At 58.2% G+C, this 17,206-nt stretch carries 11 protein-coding genes; 6 read left to right on the top strand and 5 right to left on the bottom strand.

The genetic code is table 11. The annotated features are described in order from the left end of the window. Positions 1 to 9 precede the first annotated feature (9 nt). A complete protein-coding gene (locus GIW48_RS14685; protein ID WP_236460698.1) occupies positions 10 to 3,435 on the bottom strand; it encodes a hypothetical protein in 3,426 nt (1,141 codons plus the stop codon). A 131-nt stretch (positions 3,436 to 3,566) separates the two neighbouring features. Continuing rightward, positions 3,567 to 4,586: an AraC family transcriptional regulator gene (locus GIW48_RS14680; RefSeq protein ID WP_017135539.1), complete on the bottom strand. Its 1,020-nt coding sequence runs from the start codon at positions 4,584 to 4,586 to the stop codon at positions 3,567 to 3,569. Positions 4,587 to 4,753: 167 nt separating this feature from the next. Between GIW48_RS14680 and efeU the strand changes: the two genes are divergently transcribed. From efeU to efeO (GIW48_RS14660), 4 genes are read left to right on the top strand one after another with little or no spacing between them, the layout of a single operon-like run. Further along, positions 4,754 to 5,599: an iron uptake transporter permease EfeU gene (efeU, locus tag GIW48_RS14675; protein ID WP_099549836.1), complete on the top strand. Its 846-nt coding sequence runs from the start codon at positions 4,754 to 4,756 to the stop codon at positions 5,597 to 5,599. A gap of 10 nt (positions 5,600 to 5,609) precedes the next feature. Further along, complete coding sequence (efeO, locus tag GIW48_RS14670; protein WP_176992256.1) at positions 5,610 to 6,812, top strand: iron uptake system protein EfeO; 1,203 nt, start codon at positions 5,610 to 5,612, stop codon at positions 6,810 to 6,812. 14 nt (positions 6,813 to 6,826) lie between these two features. Further along, positions 6,827 to 8,131: an iron uptake transporter deferrochelatase/peroxidase subunit gene (gene efeB, locus GIW48_RS14665; protein ID WP_017135536.1), complete on the top strand. Its 1,305-nt coding sequence runs from the start codon at positions 6,827 to 6,829 to the stop codon at positions 8,129 to 8,131. Positions 8,132 to 8,156: 25 nt separating this feature from the next. Further along, entirely contained in the window at positions 8,157 to 8,975 is an 819-nt protein-coding gene (gene efeO, locus GIW48_RS14660) for an iron uptake system protein EfeO (RefSeq protein ID WP_017135535.1), read from the top strand. 58 nt (positions 8,976 to 9,033) lie between these two features. Here the strand turns inward: efeO (GIW48_RS14660) and GIW48_RS14655 are convergent, their stop codons facing one another. Next, positions 9,034 to 12,891, bottom strand: a complete 3,858-nt coding sequence (locus tag GIW48_RS14655; RefSeq protein ID WP_236460699.1) for a hypothetical protein — start codon at positions 12,889 to 12,891, stop codon at positions 9,034 to 9,036. 363 nt (positions 12,892 to 13,254) lie between these two features. After that, positions 13,255 to 14,598: a CDP-diacylglycerol--serine O-phosphatidyltransferase gene (gene pssA, locus GIW48_RS14650; RefSeq protein ID WP_017135533.1), complete on the bottom strand. Its 1,344-nt coding sequence runs from the start codon at positions 14,596 to 14,598 to the stop codon at positions 13,255 to 13,257. Between the two features lie 125 nt (positions 14,599 to 14,723). On the opposite strand from pssA, the gene GIW48_RS14645 reads away from it, so the two are divergent. Next, positions 14,724 to 15,287: a TetR/AcrR family transcriptional regulator gene (locus GIW48_RS14645; RefSeq protein ID WP_236460700.1), complete on the top strand. Its 564-nt coding sequence runs from the start codon at positions 14,724 to 14,726 to the stop codon at positions 15,285 to 15,287. Between the two features lie 54 nt (positions 15,288 to 15,341). Continuing rightward, positions 15,342 to 15,821, top strand: coding sequence for a nuclear transport factor 2 family protein (locus GIW48_RS14640; protein WP_099549842.1), 480 nt, complete (start codon positions 15,342 to 15,344; stop codon positions 15,819 to 15,821). A 219-nt stretch (positions 15,822 to 16,040) separates the two neighbouring features. Here GIW48_RS14640 and GIW48_RS14635 read toward each other — a convergent pair whose 3' ends face one another. Beyond that, the gene (locus GIW48_RS14635) at positions 16,041 to 17,195 is read right to left on the bottom strand and encodes a PQQ-dependent sugar dehydrogenase (protein ID WP_138454046.1); all 1,155 of its coding nucleotides are present in this window, start codon (positions 17,193 to 17,195) and stop codon (positions 16,041 to 16,043) included. Between the last annotated feature and the right edge of the window lie 11 nt (positions 17,196 to 17,206).

The raw sequence follows: 17,206 nt of genomic DNA, 5'->3' as shown, positions 1-17,206 counted from the left end.
AGAAACGATTCAGCCTTCAGACGCCTTGGGCGGTGATTGCTGGGCAAAATCTATCGTGCCGTTAACCGTATTTGGCAATCCGATGTTTCCCACTAAGTTAGTGACTTCTTTGCCCGTACGCTCGCGTGGCGATAGCCTGATTAATGTCGCGGTTTTTTTGCTACCACACACCAGTTTTCTGAAATCAGAGAGTCCTTTCCCTAATGATTTAGGGACGTTCACCCCCACGCTTCTGACGCCCATTGCGGTGAGACGAAACAAGGATTTCGCCGTGCCGGCCACTGCCCCCGGTAGATTAAACATCGACAGCACTGCTTTACCCGCAACGGTTAACTTGGCAGCTATCGACCCTGCCTTTGCGACCGCGCTGACGGCACTGGCGGCCACAAACAGAGCACCTACAATTTCCAAGCCCAGCCCAATAGCGCCCACGGCAACACGACGGCGATCGCCTGAGGCGAGCTCTTCGATATTGCCTTTGAACGGAATCAGGGTATTGATGACGAAATTATCAATAGCATCCAAACGCTGCTGAACGGCTTCGTTATACGTCGTGCCTGCAGCTTGCTTCATCAGCAGCAAGGGGTCGACGAGCAAATTTTCCAGTTGCAGGGCTCTAAGAATTTCAGCCGTTCGTGTCGATGAATAGGTATTGGGCAAGCCCGCTGATGCGTCCTGACGCTTAGGCGGCGCGGGAAAGTGCGCGACGACCTCAATATCAACCGGCAGTGTCGGGCTTAGACGCCGGCGCATGATTTTCCCGAAGGAATCGGTACCCGAATCACTCATAAACGTCATGGCGTCGACCAGTTCCGGGCGTTCTGCGTAGCGGTTAGAGCCGGGGAGAAACTCATAACACTTGGCGCCCGACGCATCTCTGAGAAACAGAACAGGCCCGATTTTTTGCTGAGCCTCTTCTTGATTGAGGTCGCCCTCTTGAGTCGAAGCGCCATAGACGGTGACTTCGCCAGACTCTAACCTTCGCCTGTCTTCAACAGGCAATTCGCTCATCAGCATTTTCGTGGCAATGCCCTGATAGGTTGCCAAGCTTGTAATTCCCTGCACGACGGGCAATAGAAACACGCTTTCGATCGGCTTCAACTTTACAAGTTGATTCTTCAATGCCTCGAACGCGGTTTTATCTGAAGAGTTGATAAAGTTCCATTGTTTCGTGTTTATATTTTCAGCCGTCAACTCGCCTGACAAGTATAAATCCTTGATTGAGCATGGCCCCGCTGCAAGCCCAAGGACAGTGGTATCAGGTTTCCACGCGTTGATGGCTGAGTTCGCAATGTTGCTCAATGGTACAGCGTTCACAACTGAAGAACTGGGCTTGAACAGTACCGTCCTTTTACTAAAGAACTCACTCTGGCCAGGGCAAACACGCTCCAATTCCTGTTCACCTACATGCGTGCGGGCTTTAAGTAATGAGCTGGCCTTATCAAGGCTGGCGGCCACTAGCCCAGTGTCCTCCACGCGCTTGTTGTAAGCAATTGCCGCGGCATTCAGCGCTGTGGGTGAGTAATCATCCTCCTCGGTCACGACCCCCTGGGCCAAGGCCCAATCGTATATCGGTCCGGCACAGTGCATTGCTTCCAATTGTTCGTGTTCAGGCGAGACCGGCCTCAGTAAGGCACGAGAGCCAAGTTGTTCTACACTCATCAGCCGCGAACTGCCTTGAGATGCCATTTCCGCCAGTGCCGTGTGGACGCGCAGGCTGACCAGTGGCAACGTCCCCACACGTACAGTATCCGCGCCCTTCACCAGAAACTCGGGGGCGACGGTCGACAACAATGCATGCGTGACCAGTATCGCTTGATCGAGGGGCAGTTGTTTTTCTCTGGCCAGGTGTTGTTCAAGCTCAGTACGCACCTCGAACAGGGTTTTTCCTGCGTTTGATGCCGAGTACAGGTTGTAGCCGCCGATATGATTGCGCTGCGTACCCAGCGTTGGATCTATGATCAGCAGATCACGGGTAAGGATCAGCTGTTTGCGATAGCTTGGCGAAGCCTTCCCGCGCACCTCTGCCCCGTCGTCTTTAAGTGCAGCAAGAATGGGCTCACAGCGCCTCAGTCCTGCACCTTGAGTCAACGCTTGGCTAATGAGTTCGTCGGCATTCTGGCGGATGGATACCGGGCTCTGGCCTGCCCAGGGTTTGGGTGAGCAATCAAGCAGTGTCAACTGTGGGGGTATGTTGTTGCCGGGTGCTGAGCGGCGGACTCTGATACGTTGCCCCTCGGTCAGGGAATCAGGTGATTGCTGATCTTCCAGAAAATTACGGGCATAGCTGCCAAGTGGTGGTTCTGGTGGTAGCGGGTTGAGTTTCCAATTCACAATGTTGCGCAAGTCGCTGGCAGTCATGACGGCCGGTAATTCGCTCGACGTTGCATAGCGCAGCAATTGCCATACATCGCCGATTGAATGTGATCTGATTATTTTTCCAGTTGCTTCCGATTGCTGAATGGCACTGTCGAGCAGTTGCGCGAGCGTGGGATGGGCCAGAACTTGCTCCGTCACGTTGCGCCACGGTCCAGATGTGCCGTTGGCGCTGACCATAAACTGCCCATTCTCCAGCCGAACCTGGGCATTCACGCCTGTGCGGTTTGCGCTCAAGATGGGTGCCATCAGAGGATCGCGCATCAAGCGCTTCACTATTCTGAGCCCCGAGCGATTGGCAATCCCAAGTGACGACCCCGGTGCAATGTCCTGGGAAATCGCTCTGAGGTCGATGTCCTCGTTGTCTGGTTTGTCCTTGAGCTTACTGAGCAGCGTATTTATCAATGCGCTTTCATTTTCTACATCCATGAACTCACGCTCTGCCAGCTTGCGCATTTCAGGCGACCGCAGGGGGTCTTCCTCAACAGGCTTTACCGGAAAACCGGTGGCTTTGAGAGCGTCGGCATCGGTACTGTTGATGGGCCAGCGAACGCCGTAGAACGCCGCAATCTCAGCGGGCAAAAGCCTGGTTCCGGGGTTGCTCAGGCCATTTGCTTGCGGATCAAGCATGGCAGCACTGGCAATCACCTGCCGTCCGATCGGCCACCAACCGCTGCCATCAGACGGGGTAAATGTAGTGATTTTACCGGTATCTTGCGCTTGTACCGTCAGGGTGGACCCCACTATGTGAAACCTAGGCATCACGAAATTTTGCGCCCTTACCCAAGCCTGCAGGGACGGCGCGTTCCACGCGTCAACAAAGTGGCCCATCCATTTGCCAATCGACGTCTCTGGCGACAAATCTTGAAAGCGCCATTCGTCTTGGTGCCCGCTACTCAGCAGGGTGGCCAGTTCAGCGTCAGCTTCAGCGGTTGGTTTAACGGCAACCGCCAGCTTGTCGGTTTGGCCGGTTGACGTCGCCAGGTTCAGCTCACCGGGTGACGGATTTGATTGGTGTGAGAGCGCACTGTTGCCTGTATCAACACGGGATAAGCTCATTAGACGTACTCCAGAGAAAGGAGCCTAATAATCTGAGAGCCGCCCCTTCGAAACGGATCGGCTTATTCTGAAGCGCAGTGCAGCAAGTGTATGTACACATTACCTCCTGCTAATCAACGCATGAGCCTGCGTCACAAAGACGGCAACGCGTCACTCAGAATCAGGCTGCGGTAGTGCCCTGGGTTTGAGCCGGACCATTTGCGGAAGGCTTTGTAGAATGAGCTGACATCAGCAAAACCAAGGCGCACGGCAATTTCAACAAAACTGATATCGGCCTCGGCAAGCCAGACAATCGCCAGTTCCTTGCGCACGCTATCCTTGAGCCCCTGATAAGTCTGCCCTTCATCTGCCAGGCGGCGACGCAAGGTTGACGCCGATATACACAGGTTGGCCGCCAAGCCTTCGGTTTCGGGCCAGGTATTGGCAGGCATATGGCGCAGATCATTTTTGATGCGATTGGCCAGGCTCGCCGGGTCGCGGTACTTGACCAGTATGTTGGCCGGCGCATGCGCCAGGAACCGCTTGAGTTCTTCCGGGCTACGCTTGATCGGCAGGTCGAGACAGTCGGCAGAAAAGATCATGCGCGTGCGTGGCCGATCAAAGCGCAGGTTGTCGGAGAACATCACGCGGTAGTCATCACAGAATTGCGGCTGCGGGCAACGCAGCTCAATGGCGAGTATCGGGATACGCCGACCCGCCAGCCAACAGGCCACGCCGTGGACGATCATCCAATAGGTGAAATAGGTAAACGCGCGTTTGGGTTCGGGTTCGAGCAAGACGATTTCTGCCAGGCTCTGTTGGCGCACCAGCTGTGCAGGCATCTGCTCGAACATCAGCGACAAAAAACCCAGGCCGGTTTCCAGGCCGGCATCCAGGCTCGGTTGCGCCATCGCGGCGCGGCACAGGAACGCCAGGCTGCCAGACTTGAGTTGGCGCGGGTCCATGCCAAAAAACTCATCGTCCATGCGCCGCGCCAGCAAGCGCCACAGGCGTGCGTAGGCCGTGGCGGGCACGCGAGCGTCGGGCTGCTCGAGCAGCGCCGGGTCTATTCCGACCTTGCTCAAGGCTTCAACCGTGGCCGTGCCGGGCGCGCAGCTCTGCAGCAAGGCTTCGCGCACAAGATGGATAGAGATGGTGTCTTTTTCCGCCATGGGAATCGGGCTATTCAATGCTGCAAAAGATGGGATGCATCATAAGGGCGGTTGCGATTCGCCACCACCGTTCAGCCGCAGTTCAGCAAAGGTCAATATTGGCTGTTTAGTAATGAGTATCATTATGTTACAAATTAGCATCCTATCCAGCCTTGATGCGGTGCCGAATGCTCGTTCCCTTTCTAATCATGCTGCGCGAAGGCATTGAAGCCGCATTGATCGTTGGCATTATTGCCAGTTACCTGCAACAGACCGGCCGTGGCCAGTGGATGCCCGCCGTGTGGATCGGCGTGTTCCTGGCCGCTGCGTTGGCCCTGCTGGTAGGTGGCGGCCTGGAACTGGTCAGTGCGGAGTTCCCGCAGAAACAACAGGAATTGTTCGAAGGTATCGTCGGCTTGGTAGCCGTCGGCATCCTCAGCTCCATGGTGTTCTGGATGCGCAAGGTGGCGCGCTCCATCAAGCATTCCCTGCACGAATCCCTGGATCATGCACTGGCCGGCTCCAAGCACCAAGTCATCGCGCTGATCGCCATGGTGTTCTTTGCCGTGGCCCGTGAAGGTCTGGAAACCGTGTTCTTCCTGCTCGCCGTGTTCCAGCAAAGCGAAGGTCCGGGCGCCCCGATTGGCGCCCTGCTCGGCTTGATCCTGGCGATTATCGTCGGCTTCCTGATCTACACCGGCAGCATGCGCCTGAACCTCGGCGCGTTTTTCCGCTGGACCGGCCTGTTCATCCTGGTGGTGGCCGCCGGCATTCTTGCCAACTCGGTGCAGGCGCTGCATGAAGCCGGGGTGTGGAACCACCTGCAAACCGTGTTGTTCGACTTCAGCGCCGTGCTGCCGATGGACAGCCCGTTGGGTTCGGTGCTCGCCGGGATGTTCGGCTACCAGGAAGCGCCGACCGTGAGCACCCTGGGTGCCTATCTGATTTATCTGGTGGTGGCGCTGGTGATGTTCTTCCTGCCCTCGGCCCCTGCCAAGCCTGTCGCCAAACCTTCTTCCGTTTCCAGCCATTAAGGACCGTCTCTTGTCCAACCCAACCCTTCAACCGGCACCGCCGTCGCGCGCCCTGCGCTGGGCAGTGGCCGGCTCGGTGGTGGTGATGATCGCCGCCGGTGCGCTGTTTTATTACGCCGCGCAATTGGCTGCCGCCAAGCGTCAGACCAACCACAATGAAATCGCCGTGACGATTCACGCTCACGCTTGCGAGCCGAATGAAATCAGCGTGCCCGCCGGGCGCGCGAGTTTTCGCATCATCAACCGCTCCGACCGCGCGGTGGAATGGGAAATCCTCGACGGCGTGCTGGTGATTGAAGAACGCGAAAATATCGCGCCGGGCCTAAGCCAGGTGATCAACGCCAACCTGTTGCCCGGCGACTATGCGATCACCTGCGGCTTGCTGAGCAACCCGCGCGGCACGCTGCATGTGACCCCGACCGCCGAGTCCAATGCCCAGGCCAAGGCCAAACCGTCGATGGTGGCCTTTATCGGCCCGCTGTCGGAGTTCCGGGTGTACCTGAGCGGCCAAGGCAGTGCACTGGTCAAGGCCGTGACCGCGATGCAGCAAGCCATTGCCGCCGGTGACCTGGCCCAGGCGCAAGCGCTGTATGTGCCGGCACGTGAAGCGTATCAGCGCCTGGCTCCCGCCGCGCAACGTCTGGCCGAGCTGGACAACGCGATCAACGCCCGCGCCGATTACTTCGAAAAACGCGAGCAAGACCCTGCGTTCAGCGGCTTCCACCGCCTCGAATACAGCCTGTTCCAGCAGCGCAGCCTCGATGGCCTCGGCCCGATCGCCGAGCGCCTGGTCACTGACGTCACCACCCTCAAGCAACAGCTGCTTGCGCAATCACTGCCGCCGGAACAACTGGTCAGCATTGTGGTGCGCAACCTCAACAGCCTGGCGGATGTGCGTGCCGCCAGCGGTGAAGAGGAACGCTACAGCCATATCGACTTGAACGGTTTTGCCGCCAACCTGGTGGCCGCCCGCAAGGTGGTCGACCTGATGCGCCCATTGCTGACCAAATCGGCGGCGGACCTGTTGCCAAAAATCGACAGCGCGCTCGATGCCTTCGATGCCCAACTCAACAGTTTTAAAGTCGACGGCCAGTACAGCCGCTACGACAGCGTCACGGCCGATCAGCGCAAGCAGATCGCCGACAAGGCCAAGGCTCTGGCCGTTGCACTCGATGGAATCGACCCCGCCCTTGGCCTTTCCGGCCTGCAGTGAAGACGACCTAATAGATGAGTGATTCAGAACAGTTTTCCGCGCAACGTCGCCGCGTCCTGTTGGGCATGGCCGCCACCGGTGCCGCGATTGCCGGCAGCACCCTGACCTGCCCGGCCATGGCCGCCGCAGCCGAGCAAGTCACCACCGCACCACGCAGTGACAAGACCCAGGACCACCACGACTTTTTCGGCCAGCACCAGACCGGCATCGTCACCCCGCGCCCGGCCTGCGGCATGCTCGTCGCCTTCGACGTGCTGGCCAGCGATCGCGAAGACCTGGAGCGCCTGTTCCGCACCTTGAATGAGCGCATTGCGTTTCTGATGACCGGCGGCACCGTGCCGCAAGTCGACCCGAAACTGCCGCCCACCGACTCCGGGATCCTCGGCCCGGTGGTCACGCCGGATAACCTGACCATCACCGTCTCGGTCGGCGAATCGCTGTTCGATGAGCGCTTCGGCCTGGCGGCAGCCAAACCCAAGCGCCTGAGCCGCATGGTCGGCTTCCCCAACGATGCGCTGGAACCCGCGCAGTGTCACGGCGACCTGAGCCTGCAATTCAGCTCGAACACCCCGGACACCAACATCCACGCCCTGCGCGACATCGTGAAGAACCTGCCCGACCTGCTGCTGGTGCGCTGGAAACAGGAAGGCAGCGTACCGCCCCAGGCACCGGCCAAACCCGGTGAACCGGCGCAGAGCGCACGCAACTTCCTCGGTTTCCGTGACGGCTCGGCCAACCCGAACTCCAACGATGCCAAGGCGATGGACCAGATCGTCTGGGTGCAGCCCGGCAGCGACGAACCGGCGTGGGCCGCCCACGGCAGCTACCAGGCCGTGCGCATCATCCGCAACTTCGTCGAGCGTTGGGACCGCACGCCGCTGCAGGAACAGGAAAGCATCATCGGCCGTATCAAACCGACTGGCGCGCCCATGGATGGCGACAAAGAAACCCAAGTACCTGACTACAGCAAAGACCCGCAAGGCAAGTTGACCAAGCTCGATGCGCACATCCGCCTGGCCAACCCGCGCACCCCGCAGACACAGGCCAACCTGATCCTGCGTCGGCCGTTCAACTACTCCAACGGCGTCAACAAAAACGGTCAGCTGGACATGGGGCTGTTGTTCATCTGCTACCAGGCTGACCTGGAGAAAGGCTTTATCAGTGTGCAAACCCGGCTCAACGGCGAGCCCCTGGAGGAATACCTCAAGCCGGTTGGCGGCGGGTACTTCTTCACCTTGCCTGGGGTGACGGGGCCTAAGGACTTCCTTGGCCGCACGCTGCTCGCTGCAACGCACTCTCAAACCACTGCCAAGACCTAAAACAAACCCAGAGCGGAAAAGCCCCATGAAGAAGTCGACTATCGCGTTGTCGTTGCTAATGACCCTTTCACCGTTGGCAGCCTTCGCCGCCACCGCGCCTCTGGACCTGGTAGGCCCGGTGTCGGACTACAAGATCTACGTCACCGAAGAAATCGGCGAATTGGTCACCCAGACCAAGGCGTTCACCGATGCCATCAACAAAGGCGACCTGGCCACTGCGCAGAAGCTCTACGCACCGACCCGCGTGCACTATGAGTCCATCGAGCCGATCGCCGAGCTGTTCAGCGACCTCGACGCTTCGATCGACTCGCGTGTTGACGACCACGAGAAAGGCGTGACCGCTGAAGACTTCACCGGTTTCCACCGCATCGAATACGTGCTGTTCTCCGAAAAGACCACCAAAGGTCTGGAAGCGCTGACCGCCAAACTCAACACCGACGTCAACGACCTCAAAACCCGCGTGGATGGCCTGACCTTCCCGCCGGAAAAAGTCGTCGGCGGCGCAGCAGCACTGTTGGAAGAAGTGGCTGCCACCAAGATCTCCGGTGAAGAAGACCGTTACAGCCACACCGACCTGTATGACTTCCAGGGCAACATCGACGGCGCGAAGAAAATCGTCGACCTGTTCCGTGGCCAGATCGAGAAGCAGGACAAAGTCTTCCTGGCCAAAGTCGACAAGAACTTTGCCGCCGTGGACAAGATCCTGGCCAAGTACAAAACCAAGGACGGCGGTTATGAGACATACGACAAGGTCAAGGAAACCGACCGCAAGGCCCTGGTGGGCCCGGTCAACACCTTGGCTGAGGACCTGTCGACCTTGCGCGGCAAGTTGGGTCTGAACTGATTAAAAGCCCCGAGCCATGCATTCATACCGCAATGCACGGCTCGGGGCTTATCGGTGCTTAGTTCACCGGTGCGTCGGGCTTGAAGTCTTCAATTGGCGCTCCAGTGGGTGTCTGAGTTACCGGATCAATCGCATACCATTTAGTGTCTATTTGTACCGCATATGTCGGGCAACTTCGACTCACGCCCAGCTGGCTTCCTGGGTAAGCGCCGCTCGCCTGCCGTGGGGCTAACGCGTCATACGCCCCAAGCCCCCAACGGCATTTCTCAAAGGCGGTGGTCGTCAGAAAAAAGCCTGGCCCCACACAAACCAATTCGCCTCTGAGCACCTGCCTGGCCGCCCCCAGGGCTTTGGGGCCAATCCTGAGCACATCAAAAACCCCGTCCAGCGGGTTGAACAAACCGCGCAACGTTTTCGATCCACCCTTCAGCGCGGTCATCGTAAACGCACGACTGCCGAACGGCACAACCGTTTTGAACCCACTGAAAAAGCCACGTAACCCACCGGTAAACGCAAAAGAAGTAAAGTCGATCACCAGCCCCTTCAGGCCTGCGCCAATCTTGCCGTCGGCAATATCGGCAATCGCCCCCACAAATGGGATCAGGCTTAATACCATCCTGAGGTTTTCACGGGTAAAGACCTTTCCGGAATCAAACGGATAACTGCGTCTTCTCTGTAGCGTTGTCGGCGCGTTGGCGTATTCCAACAGCGTCTTGCGCTTCACATCGAACGTAGCGTTGACGATGGCCCTGGCTATATCGTTGGTTTTTTTCGACGCCCAACTGTTAGGCACAGCACCTGGCGTGCTGCTGGCCCACCTCGACGAATTTTGCCCCGGCAACGTCTCTCCGAACTTTTCGATAATGGCCTTGGTTCGCACGCCGGGACGCAGCTCGCTGCCTGTCTGATAGGCCTGAAGGTCAAAATCTACTTGTGTTGCCTTGCGATAGTCCGCAGGTACATTGGCAAAAGGACCATACGGGACCGTCCCCTTTTCAATCACCCCGTCCAACTTTAGCGTAGAGAACAGCAAGTTACGCTTGCACACTTTCATGGACCCCGGGAACATTTCGAGACAGGTATCGCCTCCCTCTGGCCCCTTGTTTTTGTAGCGCAACAACACACCCTGCTTGGCCCTCTTTTCGACCACCTTCGAGTCGCTCCCCTGATCCTGTGCCAGGGATTCCCCGGTTTCCTCACGCAACGTGAAAATCTCCACATCGCCGGACTCCAACCCTGTGCGTACATCCAGCGGTGCATTGGCGATCATCAGTTTGATCACCGTTTCCTGTGCGCGACGACTGTCGGCCAGGTATTGGTCCACTGCCGGCGCTACCAGCGGCTTGATACGTGGAAGCTTCTTGATTCTTTCTTCAAAGGTTTCCTGGGAGATAGTGGGGTGCGTGAATGCGTATTTCTTCTCGCCAAAAAGTCGCGTATTCACCCACTGCTGAGCCACGAAAAAAGGGTCCTCCTCAGGTTCTCCGGCAAGGATCAACTCGGTCAACAACGGGGTACGTGTTTCCAGGTGGCCCTCGTTTCTGGCGTCATACGGTTTGTCGGTCACCAGCGTCAACTTGATCTTGGCGATCTCATCCCGCGTCATTTCGGGAAACAACAGAACCAATTGATCAATCAATAGGCTCGTCTGCGAAGGTGGCTCACTTGTCAGGCTCTGGAAGGCCGCGACAGTACTGCTCTGGCGGTCAGCAAACGCTTGCGCGGCCGCCCGATAATCCCCTGCGGAATAAGTCCCATCGCTGGTTTTGGGAAACACACCGGCCATCACCGCCCAATCCAACAGAGGCGCAGCCCCCAGGCATTTGATCAGCGTCTCGTGCTCCGGCCCCATGGGTTCGAGTCGGGTAAGGGCTTGCGCCTCCGAGATGTTCAATGCGCGCGAACTGCCTGCCCCACTGAGTTTTTCCGCCATGGCGCAACCCAGGCGCAGGCTCATCCAAGCGGTCGAGCCCACGCTGACTTGGCCAGGAGACAGCTTGAGCGCCTCAGGTGCCTGTGGCGATAACCCAGGATCCGGTTTGATCAGAAACTCGGGGGCCGCCTGTGCCAACAACATATGGGCGATCAAGGGCGCGGTATTGACGTCGGCACCCTTTTTTCTCAATAAGCCTTCAATGTCAGCACGTACTTCGTCCAAGGTACGACCAAGGTTGTTGGGCTGATAAATGTCGTAGCCCGCAACCATCCCAGGCTTGCCAGGCATCTGTGCATTGACGCTGGCCTTGATGGTGGCCGCCAGGAGTTGATGGCGGGTAGCCTTTGACAGCTGTTTGCCGCCGGTAACCTCAGCCATATTCAACTGCTGCGCCAATGCCTGAGCCTTGATGATCGCCTCGTGCGAGTCGAAAAACTGCTGCAGTTGCAGGTCAGGGTCGCGGGGCAAATTTGTCCGGGCCATATGGCTGGCGAACAGTTCGGACACCGAGCCAGGCCCGCTGGACGCTGCCTTCAACACGTTCAGGTCAGCGGGCGACAGCGCGCCAGGGGCCCATGTATAAGGTGACAAACGGGCATAGTCACCCTGCGTTGGCGCGGGTGGCAGCTTGGCGGTCAGCCAACTGATGGCCGAATTGATCTGCGTAACCGTTTCGGGGCTTCCCAGCCCGGAAAACGCCAGTACTTGCCGCACGTCATAAACGGCCTGGGAGTACAGGGCATTCCCGGTCGCCTTGCTCATCTCTACCAGTTGATGGAGGTCGTTATTGAGCGCGTGGATAGCGGCTTTTTCGGCCGGGCTGCCACCTATCGAAACGTTGTAGATCTCTTGGTCAAGAATGACTTGAACACTGATCCATTGATTGGCCGAGTCACGTATCTCAAGGCTTCCATTGGATATCCTGTAAACGCTCTCAGCACCACCCAGACCGGACCTCTCGATGAAAGCCTTGAACGCCGGCCTGCCCAGCCACTCAACAAAACGTTCACGGGGCGCATGACTTTTGTGTGCCAGCGTCGATTCAGGATAAACGGTGGCGTACTGCGCGCTCAGAGTGGGCGTATCACCCTCCCCACGGTCCTTGACCAACCCTCGCAACTGAGAGGTGAGGTGCGTTCGCACATCAATGTCACTGTTGTGCTGCATGAGCTGCTCATACTGCCGGCGCCACTGGTCGCGATGCTGGTCGGATATCGGCGGCCAGCCGTGTTTTTTCAGGCGTTTCCCAAGCGCCTTTGCATCTATTTGAGGGGCCGGATATTCCACACCGTAGAATTCGAGCACCGCATTAAAATCGCGAAATTTGACCGTGTGCTGGCCCGGCAGCAATACACCCATATCACTCGGCTTCAACTGCTTCACCGCCGCACAAACTTTCGCGCTGACCTCCCACCAGCCGGAGCCGTCGGTGGTCGTGAAGGTTCGCGCGACTGTTTTGCCGTCAACCACCACTGTGCCTTCGACCCTGTCGCTGAAAACAAGCGCAGTTGATAGATCCAGGCCTTTGGATGTGAGCCAGGCCTGCACCTGTGGCTCGTTCACCGCCTCAGTGTAGGCATCAATGAAGGGCCTTATCGAGGCACCTGGAGGAAACGGGTCGGCGTTCAGTTTGTGGGTAGTCAGCAGATGAGTGAGGGTTTTCTGCAGGCTGCTGTCGGCTTTTTTTGCTTGCGCCAATGCGGGATAAACCGCTGTTTTGCGCTCAGCGTCGGGGGCGTGCGCGTCACTTTCAGACGCAACCTCGCGCGTCTTGCGTATCGATGCGGGTTCAAACTTGAATTGCGTCAGCTGTCCGCGTACCGGGCGGGGTGCGCCTGCAGGCGGCCCGTTTTCAATCATTGGCAAAACAGCGGGGTCAGGCGTTGCAGGCTTTACAGCAGGCCCCGTGGGGAGCTGCATCTGAGACAGGTGGGGATGACTGACAACTGTAACGCTACCCTTGGAAAGGCTTGTCGACATTCAAAAATTCTCTCTACCGGTTGGGTTGATGAGAGTTCTCGTCCCTAAAAACAGTCGGTTAAGAAAATATTAAGAATTCTTGAGATGCAGAGTAGGAAATTTCTCGATTGACTGAGGAATAGTGTGAAAACCTGAGCGCTTGAACCGGCACCGAAAGGATGTGCCCGTTGTGGGCCACCATCTGGCGACCAAGCCCTTGCGGGAGGGAGATCCACTCAATGAGCGCAGGTATGTGCGCACAAGCGAGTGGCAGCGTGCGCGTCCCTTAGATCTGTTCCACAGAGAAATGTACGAACCTGGGTGTAGGCAAACTCTCAAGATGGCGAAGACCTTCTGAGAGTTTGCGGTAACGCGTCCGCTTTCCTACAAGATCCGGTAAAGCAACCGCTCAATCCGCACCCGGCTGACCCGGCGCAAAAACTTGCCGACTGCTGGCGGATACTCCACCAGGGTCTGCAATTGCTGATACCGCTCGATGCGCGTGGTGTGCTGGAAGATCTGCGCGAGCTCTGTGCGCCGCGGCGCCAGCCACTCGCCCTTGGGATCATCGATCAGCAAGGCATTTTCCAGATCGAGGCGGAATGCCCGTGGGTTGAGGTTGTTGCCCGTGAGCAAGGTGTAACGCTGGTCGACCCACATACCCTTAAGGTGATAAGTGTTGTCGCCGTCACGCCATAAGTGCAGGTTCAACTGGCCGCTGTCGATCATCGGCTGATGGCGTTTGGCGAAGCGGCGCAGGCTGATTTCATACAGGTAAGGCAAGGCCGAGATCACCTTGAACGGCTCGCTGGGCGGGATGTAGAAATCGTTGGCGGTTTTGTCGCCGACGATAATGTCGACTTTCACCCCACGCGCCAGGGCGCGGTTTATTTCGCGGGTCACCGGCAGCGGCAGGTTGAAATACGGCGTGCAGATGGTCAGTTGATGCTGGGCACTGGCAATGAGTTCGAGGATCACCCGGTTCAACGGATTGTTCTTGCCCACACCCAGCAACGGGCTGACCGACAAGTGCCCATTGGGCAGCAAACCTGTGGTGGTGTCGTAGGTCGCGTGCTTCAAGCGGCTGCGCAAGTCACCGATGTCATTGCGCAGGCTGCGGGTGGTCGGCAGGTTTGGCAGGTCCAGGCGATGCACGGCTTTGGACGCGACCAGGCCGTGTTCCACCAGGTGTTGCATCGAATCAGCCAAGGACTTGCTGTGGATCAGGTGATAGCGGTCAAAGCGGTATTTGTCGAACTTGTGCAAGTACACATTGTTCAGGCTGGCGCCGCTGTACAGCACGCTGTCATCGATCACAAAGCCCTTGAGGTGCAACACGCCGAACAGTTCGCGGGTTTGCACCGGCACGCCGTACACCGGTACTTCGCTGGCGTGGGAGTGGGTCATGGCCTGGTACCAGGCGCTGTTGCCCGGCTGCTTGCCGGCGCCGATCAGGCCGCGCTGGGCGCGCAACCAGTCAACCACCACCACGATATCCAACTCGGGCCGTGCCGCCTTGGCGGCGTGTAAGGCGTCGTAGATTTCCTGCCCCGCTTCGTCCTGCTGCAAGTACAGCGCGACGATGTAGATGCGTTGTGTGGCCTGGGCGATTTTTTCCAGCAGGCACAAACGGTACGCAGCGGCACCGGACAGCACGTCGATGGCATCGGGAGACAGCGGGAAACCACGCAGTTTGGGCAACAGGGAGCGTTTGAAGAACGACGGCATAAGGCTCGCAATGGGTCGAATCCGAAGAGGCACAGAGCTTACACCATGGGGCTGCTCAGGTCTCGTCGCGGCCAATGGAAAAAATTTAATTGACCATGAAGAACGATCGTTCTACTGTTTGTTTCATGAACGATATTAACAGCAACAAAACCCGCGACATTATCCTCGACGTCACCGAGAAGTTGATCTATCGCCACGGCATCGCCGCCACCGGCATGGAGTTACTGGTGAAAACCGCCGGCGTCTCACGCAAAAGTATTTACCGTTACTTTGCCAATAAAGACGAGCTGGTCATCGCTGCCCTGCAACGCCGCGACGCACGCTGGATGCAGTGGCTACGCACTGAAGTGGAACGCAGCGAAGGCAGCGGCGAGCGCCTGCTGGCGCTGTTCAGCGCACTCAAGGCCTGGTTTGGCTCGGCAGACTTTCGCGGCTGCGCCTTTATCAACACCAGTGGCGAAACCGGCGATGCGCAAGACCCGGTGCGCCTGCTGGCCAAGGCGCATAAACAAAAACTGTTCGAGTACGCCCTTGAACTGTGTAAAGCACATGGCACCCCCGACCCCGAACGGCAGGCAGCGCACCTGCTGATTCTGATCGATGGCGCCATTACCGTTGCCCTGGTCATGGGCGATTCAACAGCAGCTGATAATGCGCAATGCATGGCGCGAACGTTATTAGGACTTTGAACGCACAGGCTGAGCAACTTTCGACAACACCTTGGTATTGATAGGAGCTGCCCCATGTCATCGACAGCAGAACAACGTCCGCCGCTGCCACCGTTCACGCGTGAATCGGCCATTGAAAAAGTGCGCCTGGCCGAAGACGGCTGGAACTCCCGCGACCCGCAACGCGTGTCGCTGGCGTATACCCTGGACACGCAGTGGCGAAACCGTGCCGAATTCGCGCATAACCGCGAAGAGGCCAAGGGTTTTCTCACGCGCAAGTGGGCCAAGGAACTGGATTATCGGCTGATCAAGGAGTTGTGGGCATTCACCGGCAACCGTATCGCCGTGCGCTATGCCTATGAGTGGCATGACGACTCCGGCAACTGGTTCCGTTCCTATGGCAACGAAAACTGGGAATTCGACGAAAACGGCCTGATGGCCAACCGTTTTGCCTGCATCAACGATCTGCCGATCAAAGCAACCGAGCGCAAGTTCCACTGGCCGTTGGGCCGGCGCCCGGATGATCATCCGGGGTTATCCGACCTCGGCCTGTAAGCCACACGCATAGGTATCTACACAACCGGTTATTGTGGCGAGCAGGCTTGTCCTGCGTTGGGCTGCGAAGCGGCCCGAGTGAAGGCACTGCAATTTTCCTGAAAAAACTCGGCGTCCGGGTTAGGGGCTGCTTCGCAGCCCAACGCAGGACAAGCCTGCTCGCCACAGGAGAAATTGGCGGCCTTCAAGCCAGCTCCCACATTGGACCATCAGCCTCTGTCAGTCCTGATTCAAGCCGACGCGATAAAGCACGCCCTTGTCCTCATCGGTCAGCACGTACAGGAAGCCGTCCGGCCCCTGACGCACATCGCGAATCCGTGCCTTCAACCCGCCCAGCAGGCGCTCCTCGTGGATCACCTTGTCGCCATCGAACTGCAGGCGAATCAACTCCTGGCTGGCCAACGCGCCGATAAACAGGTTGTGGTCCCAGGCTTTGAAACGCTCGGCGTCATAGAACGCCATGCCACTGATGCCGGGTGATTTTTCCCAGACGTGGTGGGGTTCCACAGTGCCCTCCACAGCCTTGCCCTTGGCTTCCGGAATCGGCGTCAGCGAATAATTGATGCCGTGGGTTGCCAGGGGCCAGCCATAGTTTTTGCCGCGCTCGATGATGTTTATTTCATCGCCACCGCGCGGGCCATGTTCGTTTTCCCAGATCGTGCCGCTCCAGGGGTTCAACGCCAACCCCTGCGGGTTACGCTGGCCGTAGGACCAGATCTCCGGGCGCACGCCCTGCTGGCCCACAAAGGGGTTGTCGTCCGGCACACGGCCATCCGGGTAAATGCGCACGACCTTGCCTTGCAACTTGTCCAGGTCCTGGGCCGTCGGCCGGTCATTGTTCTCGCCCAGGGTCACAAACAGGTAGCCGTCCCGGTCGAACGCCAGTCGCGAGCCGAAGTGATTGCCGGTCGACAGTTTGGGCTCCTGGCGCAATATCACTTTGAAGTCTTTGAGCCCGCTCAAATCATCGGCCAAACGCCCACGCCCCACGGCAGTGCCGGCCTTGCCACCCTCGCCGCCGCCTTCGGCATACGACAGGTAGACCAGGCGGTCTTGCTTGAAGTCTGGCGACAGCACCACGTCGAGCAAACCGCCCTGCCCTTTGGCCCACACCTGCGGCACGCCGGTCAGCGGCGCAGAGAGCTTGCCGTCCAGGCTGACAAAGCGCAGGTGGCCGGGGCGCTCGGTCACCAGGAAGCCTTGTTTGTCCGGCAGAAACGCCACGGCCCACGGGTGATCGAGGCCTTTGGCAATGGGGGTGGCAGTGATGCTGCCTTGCTCACTGGGGAACTGCTGGGCATCCGCCGCCATGACGGCCGTCACGGGCAGCAGGGTTGCGCAGATAGCGGCTAACAGGGTTTTGCGTAAAAACATAAGACAGAGTC

The sequence above is a fragment of the Pseudomonas sp. PA-6-3C genome (assembly GCF_021605825.1).
Taxonomy (GTDB): Bacteria; Pseudomonadota; Gammaproteobacteria; order Pseudomonadales; family Pseudomonadaceae; genus Aquipseudomonas; species Aquipseudomonas edaphica.
This window is presented reverse-complemented; position numbering and strand designations above follow the sequence as displayed.

Bases quoted from the DNA above. Each gene is read 5' to 3' on its own strand.
- GIW48_RS14680 (WP_017135539.1), bottom strand. From the start codon at position 4,586: ATGGCGGAAAAAGACACCATCTCTATCCATCTTGTGCGCGAAGCCTTG.
- efeB (WP_017135536.1), top strand. From the start codon at position 6,827: ATGAGTGATTCAGAACAGTTTTCCGCGCAACGTCGCCGCGTCCTGTTG.
- GIW48_RS14640 (WP_099549842.1), top strand. From the start codon at position 15,342: ATGTCATCGACAGCAGAACAACGTCCGCCGCTGCCACCGTTCACGCGT.
- GIW48_RS14645 (WP_236460700.1), top strand. From the start codon at position 14,724: ATGAACGATATTAACAGCAACAAAACCCGCGACATTATCCTCGACGTC.
- GIW48_RS14685 (WP_236460698.1), bottom strand. From the start codon at position 3,435: ATGAGCTTATCCCGTGTTGATACAGGCAACAGTGCGCTCTCACACCAA.
- GIW48_RS14655 (WP_236460699.1), bottom strand. From the start codon at position 12,891: ATGTCGACAAGCCTTTCCAAGGGTAGCGTTACAGTTGTCAGTCATCCC.
- efeU (WP_099549836.1), top strand. From the start codon at position 4,754: ATGCTCGTTCCCTTTCTAATCATGCTGCGCGAAGGCATTGAAGCCGCA.
- efeO (WP_017135535.1), top strand. From the start codon at position 8,157: ATGAAGAAGTCGACTATCGCGTTGTCGTTGCTAATGACCCTTTCACCG.
- GIW48_RS14635 (WP_138454046.1), bottom strand. From the start codon at position 17,195: ATGTTTTTACGCAAAACCCTGTTAGCCGCTATCTGCGCAACCCTGCTG.
- pssA (WP_017135533.1), bottom strand. From the start codon at position 14,598: ATGCCGTCGTTCTTCAAACGCTCCCTGTTGCCCAAACTGCGTGGTTTC.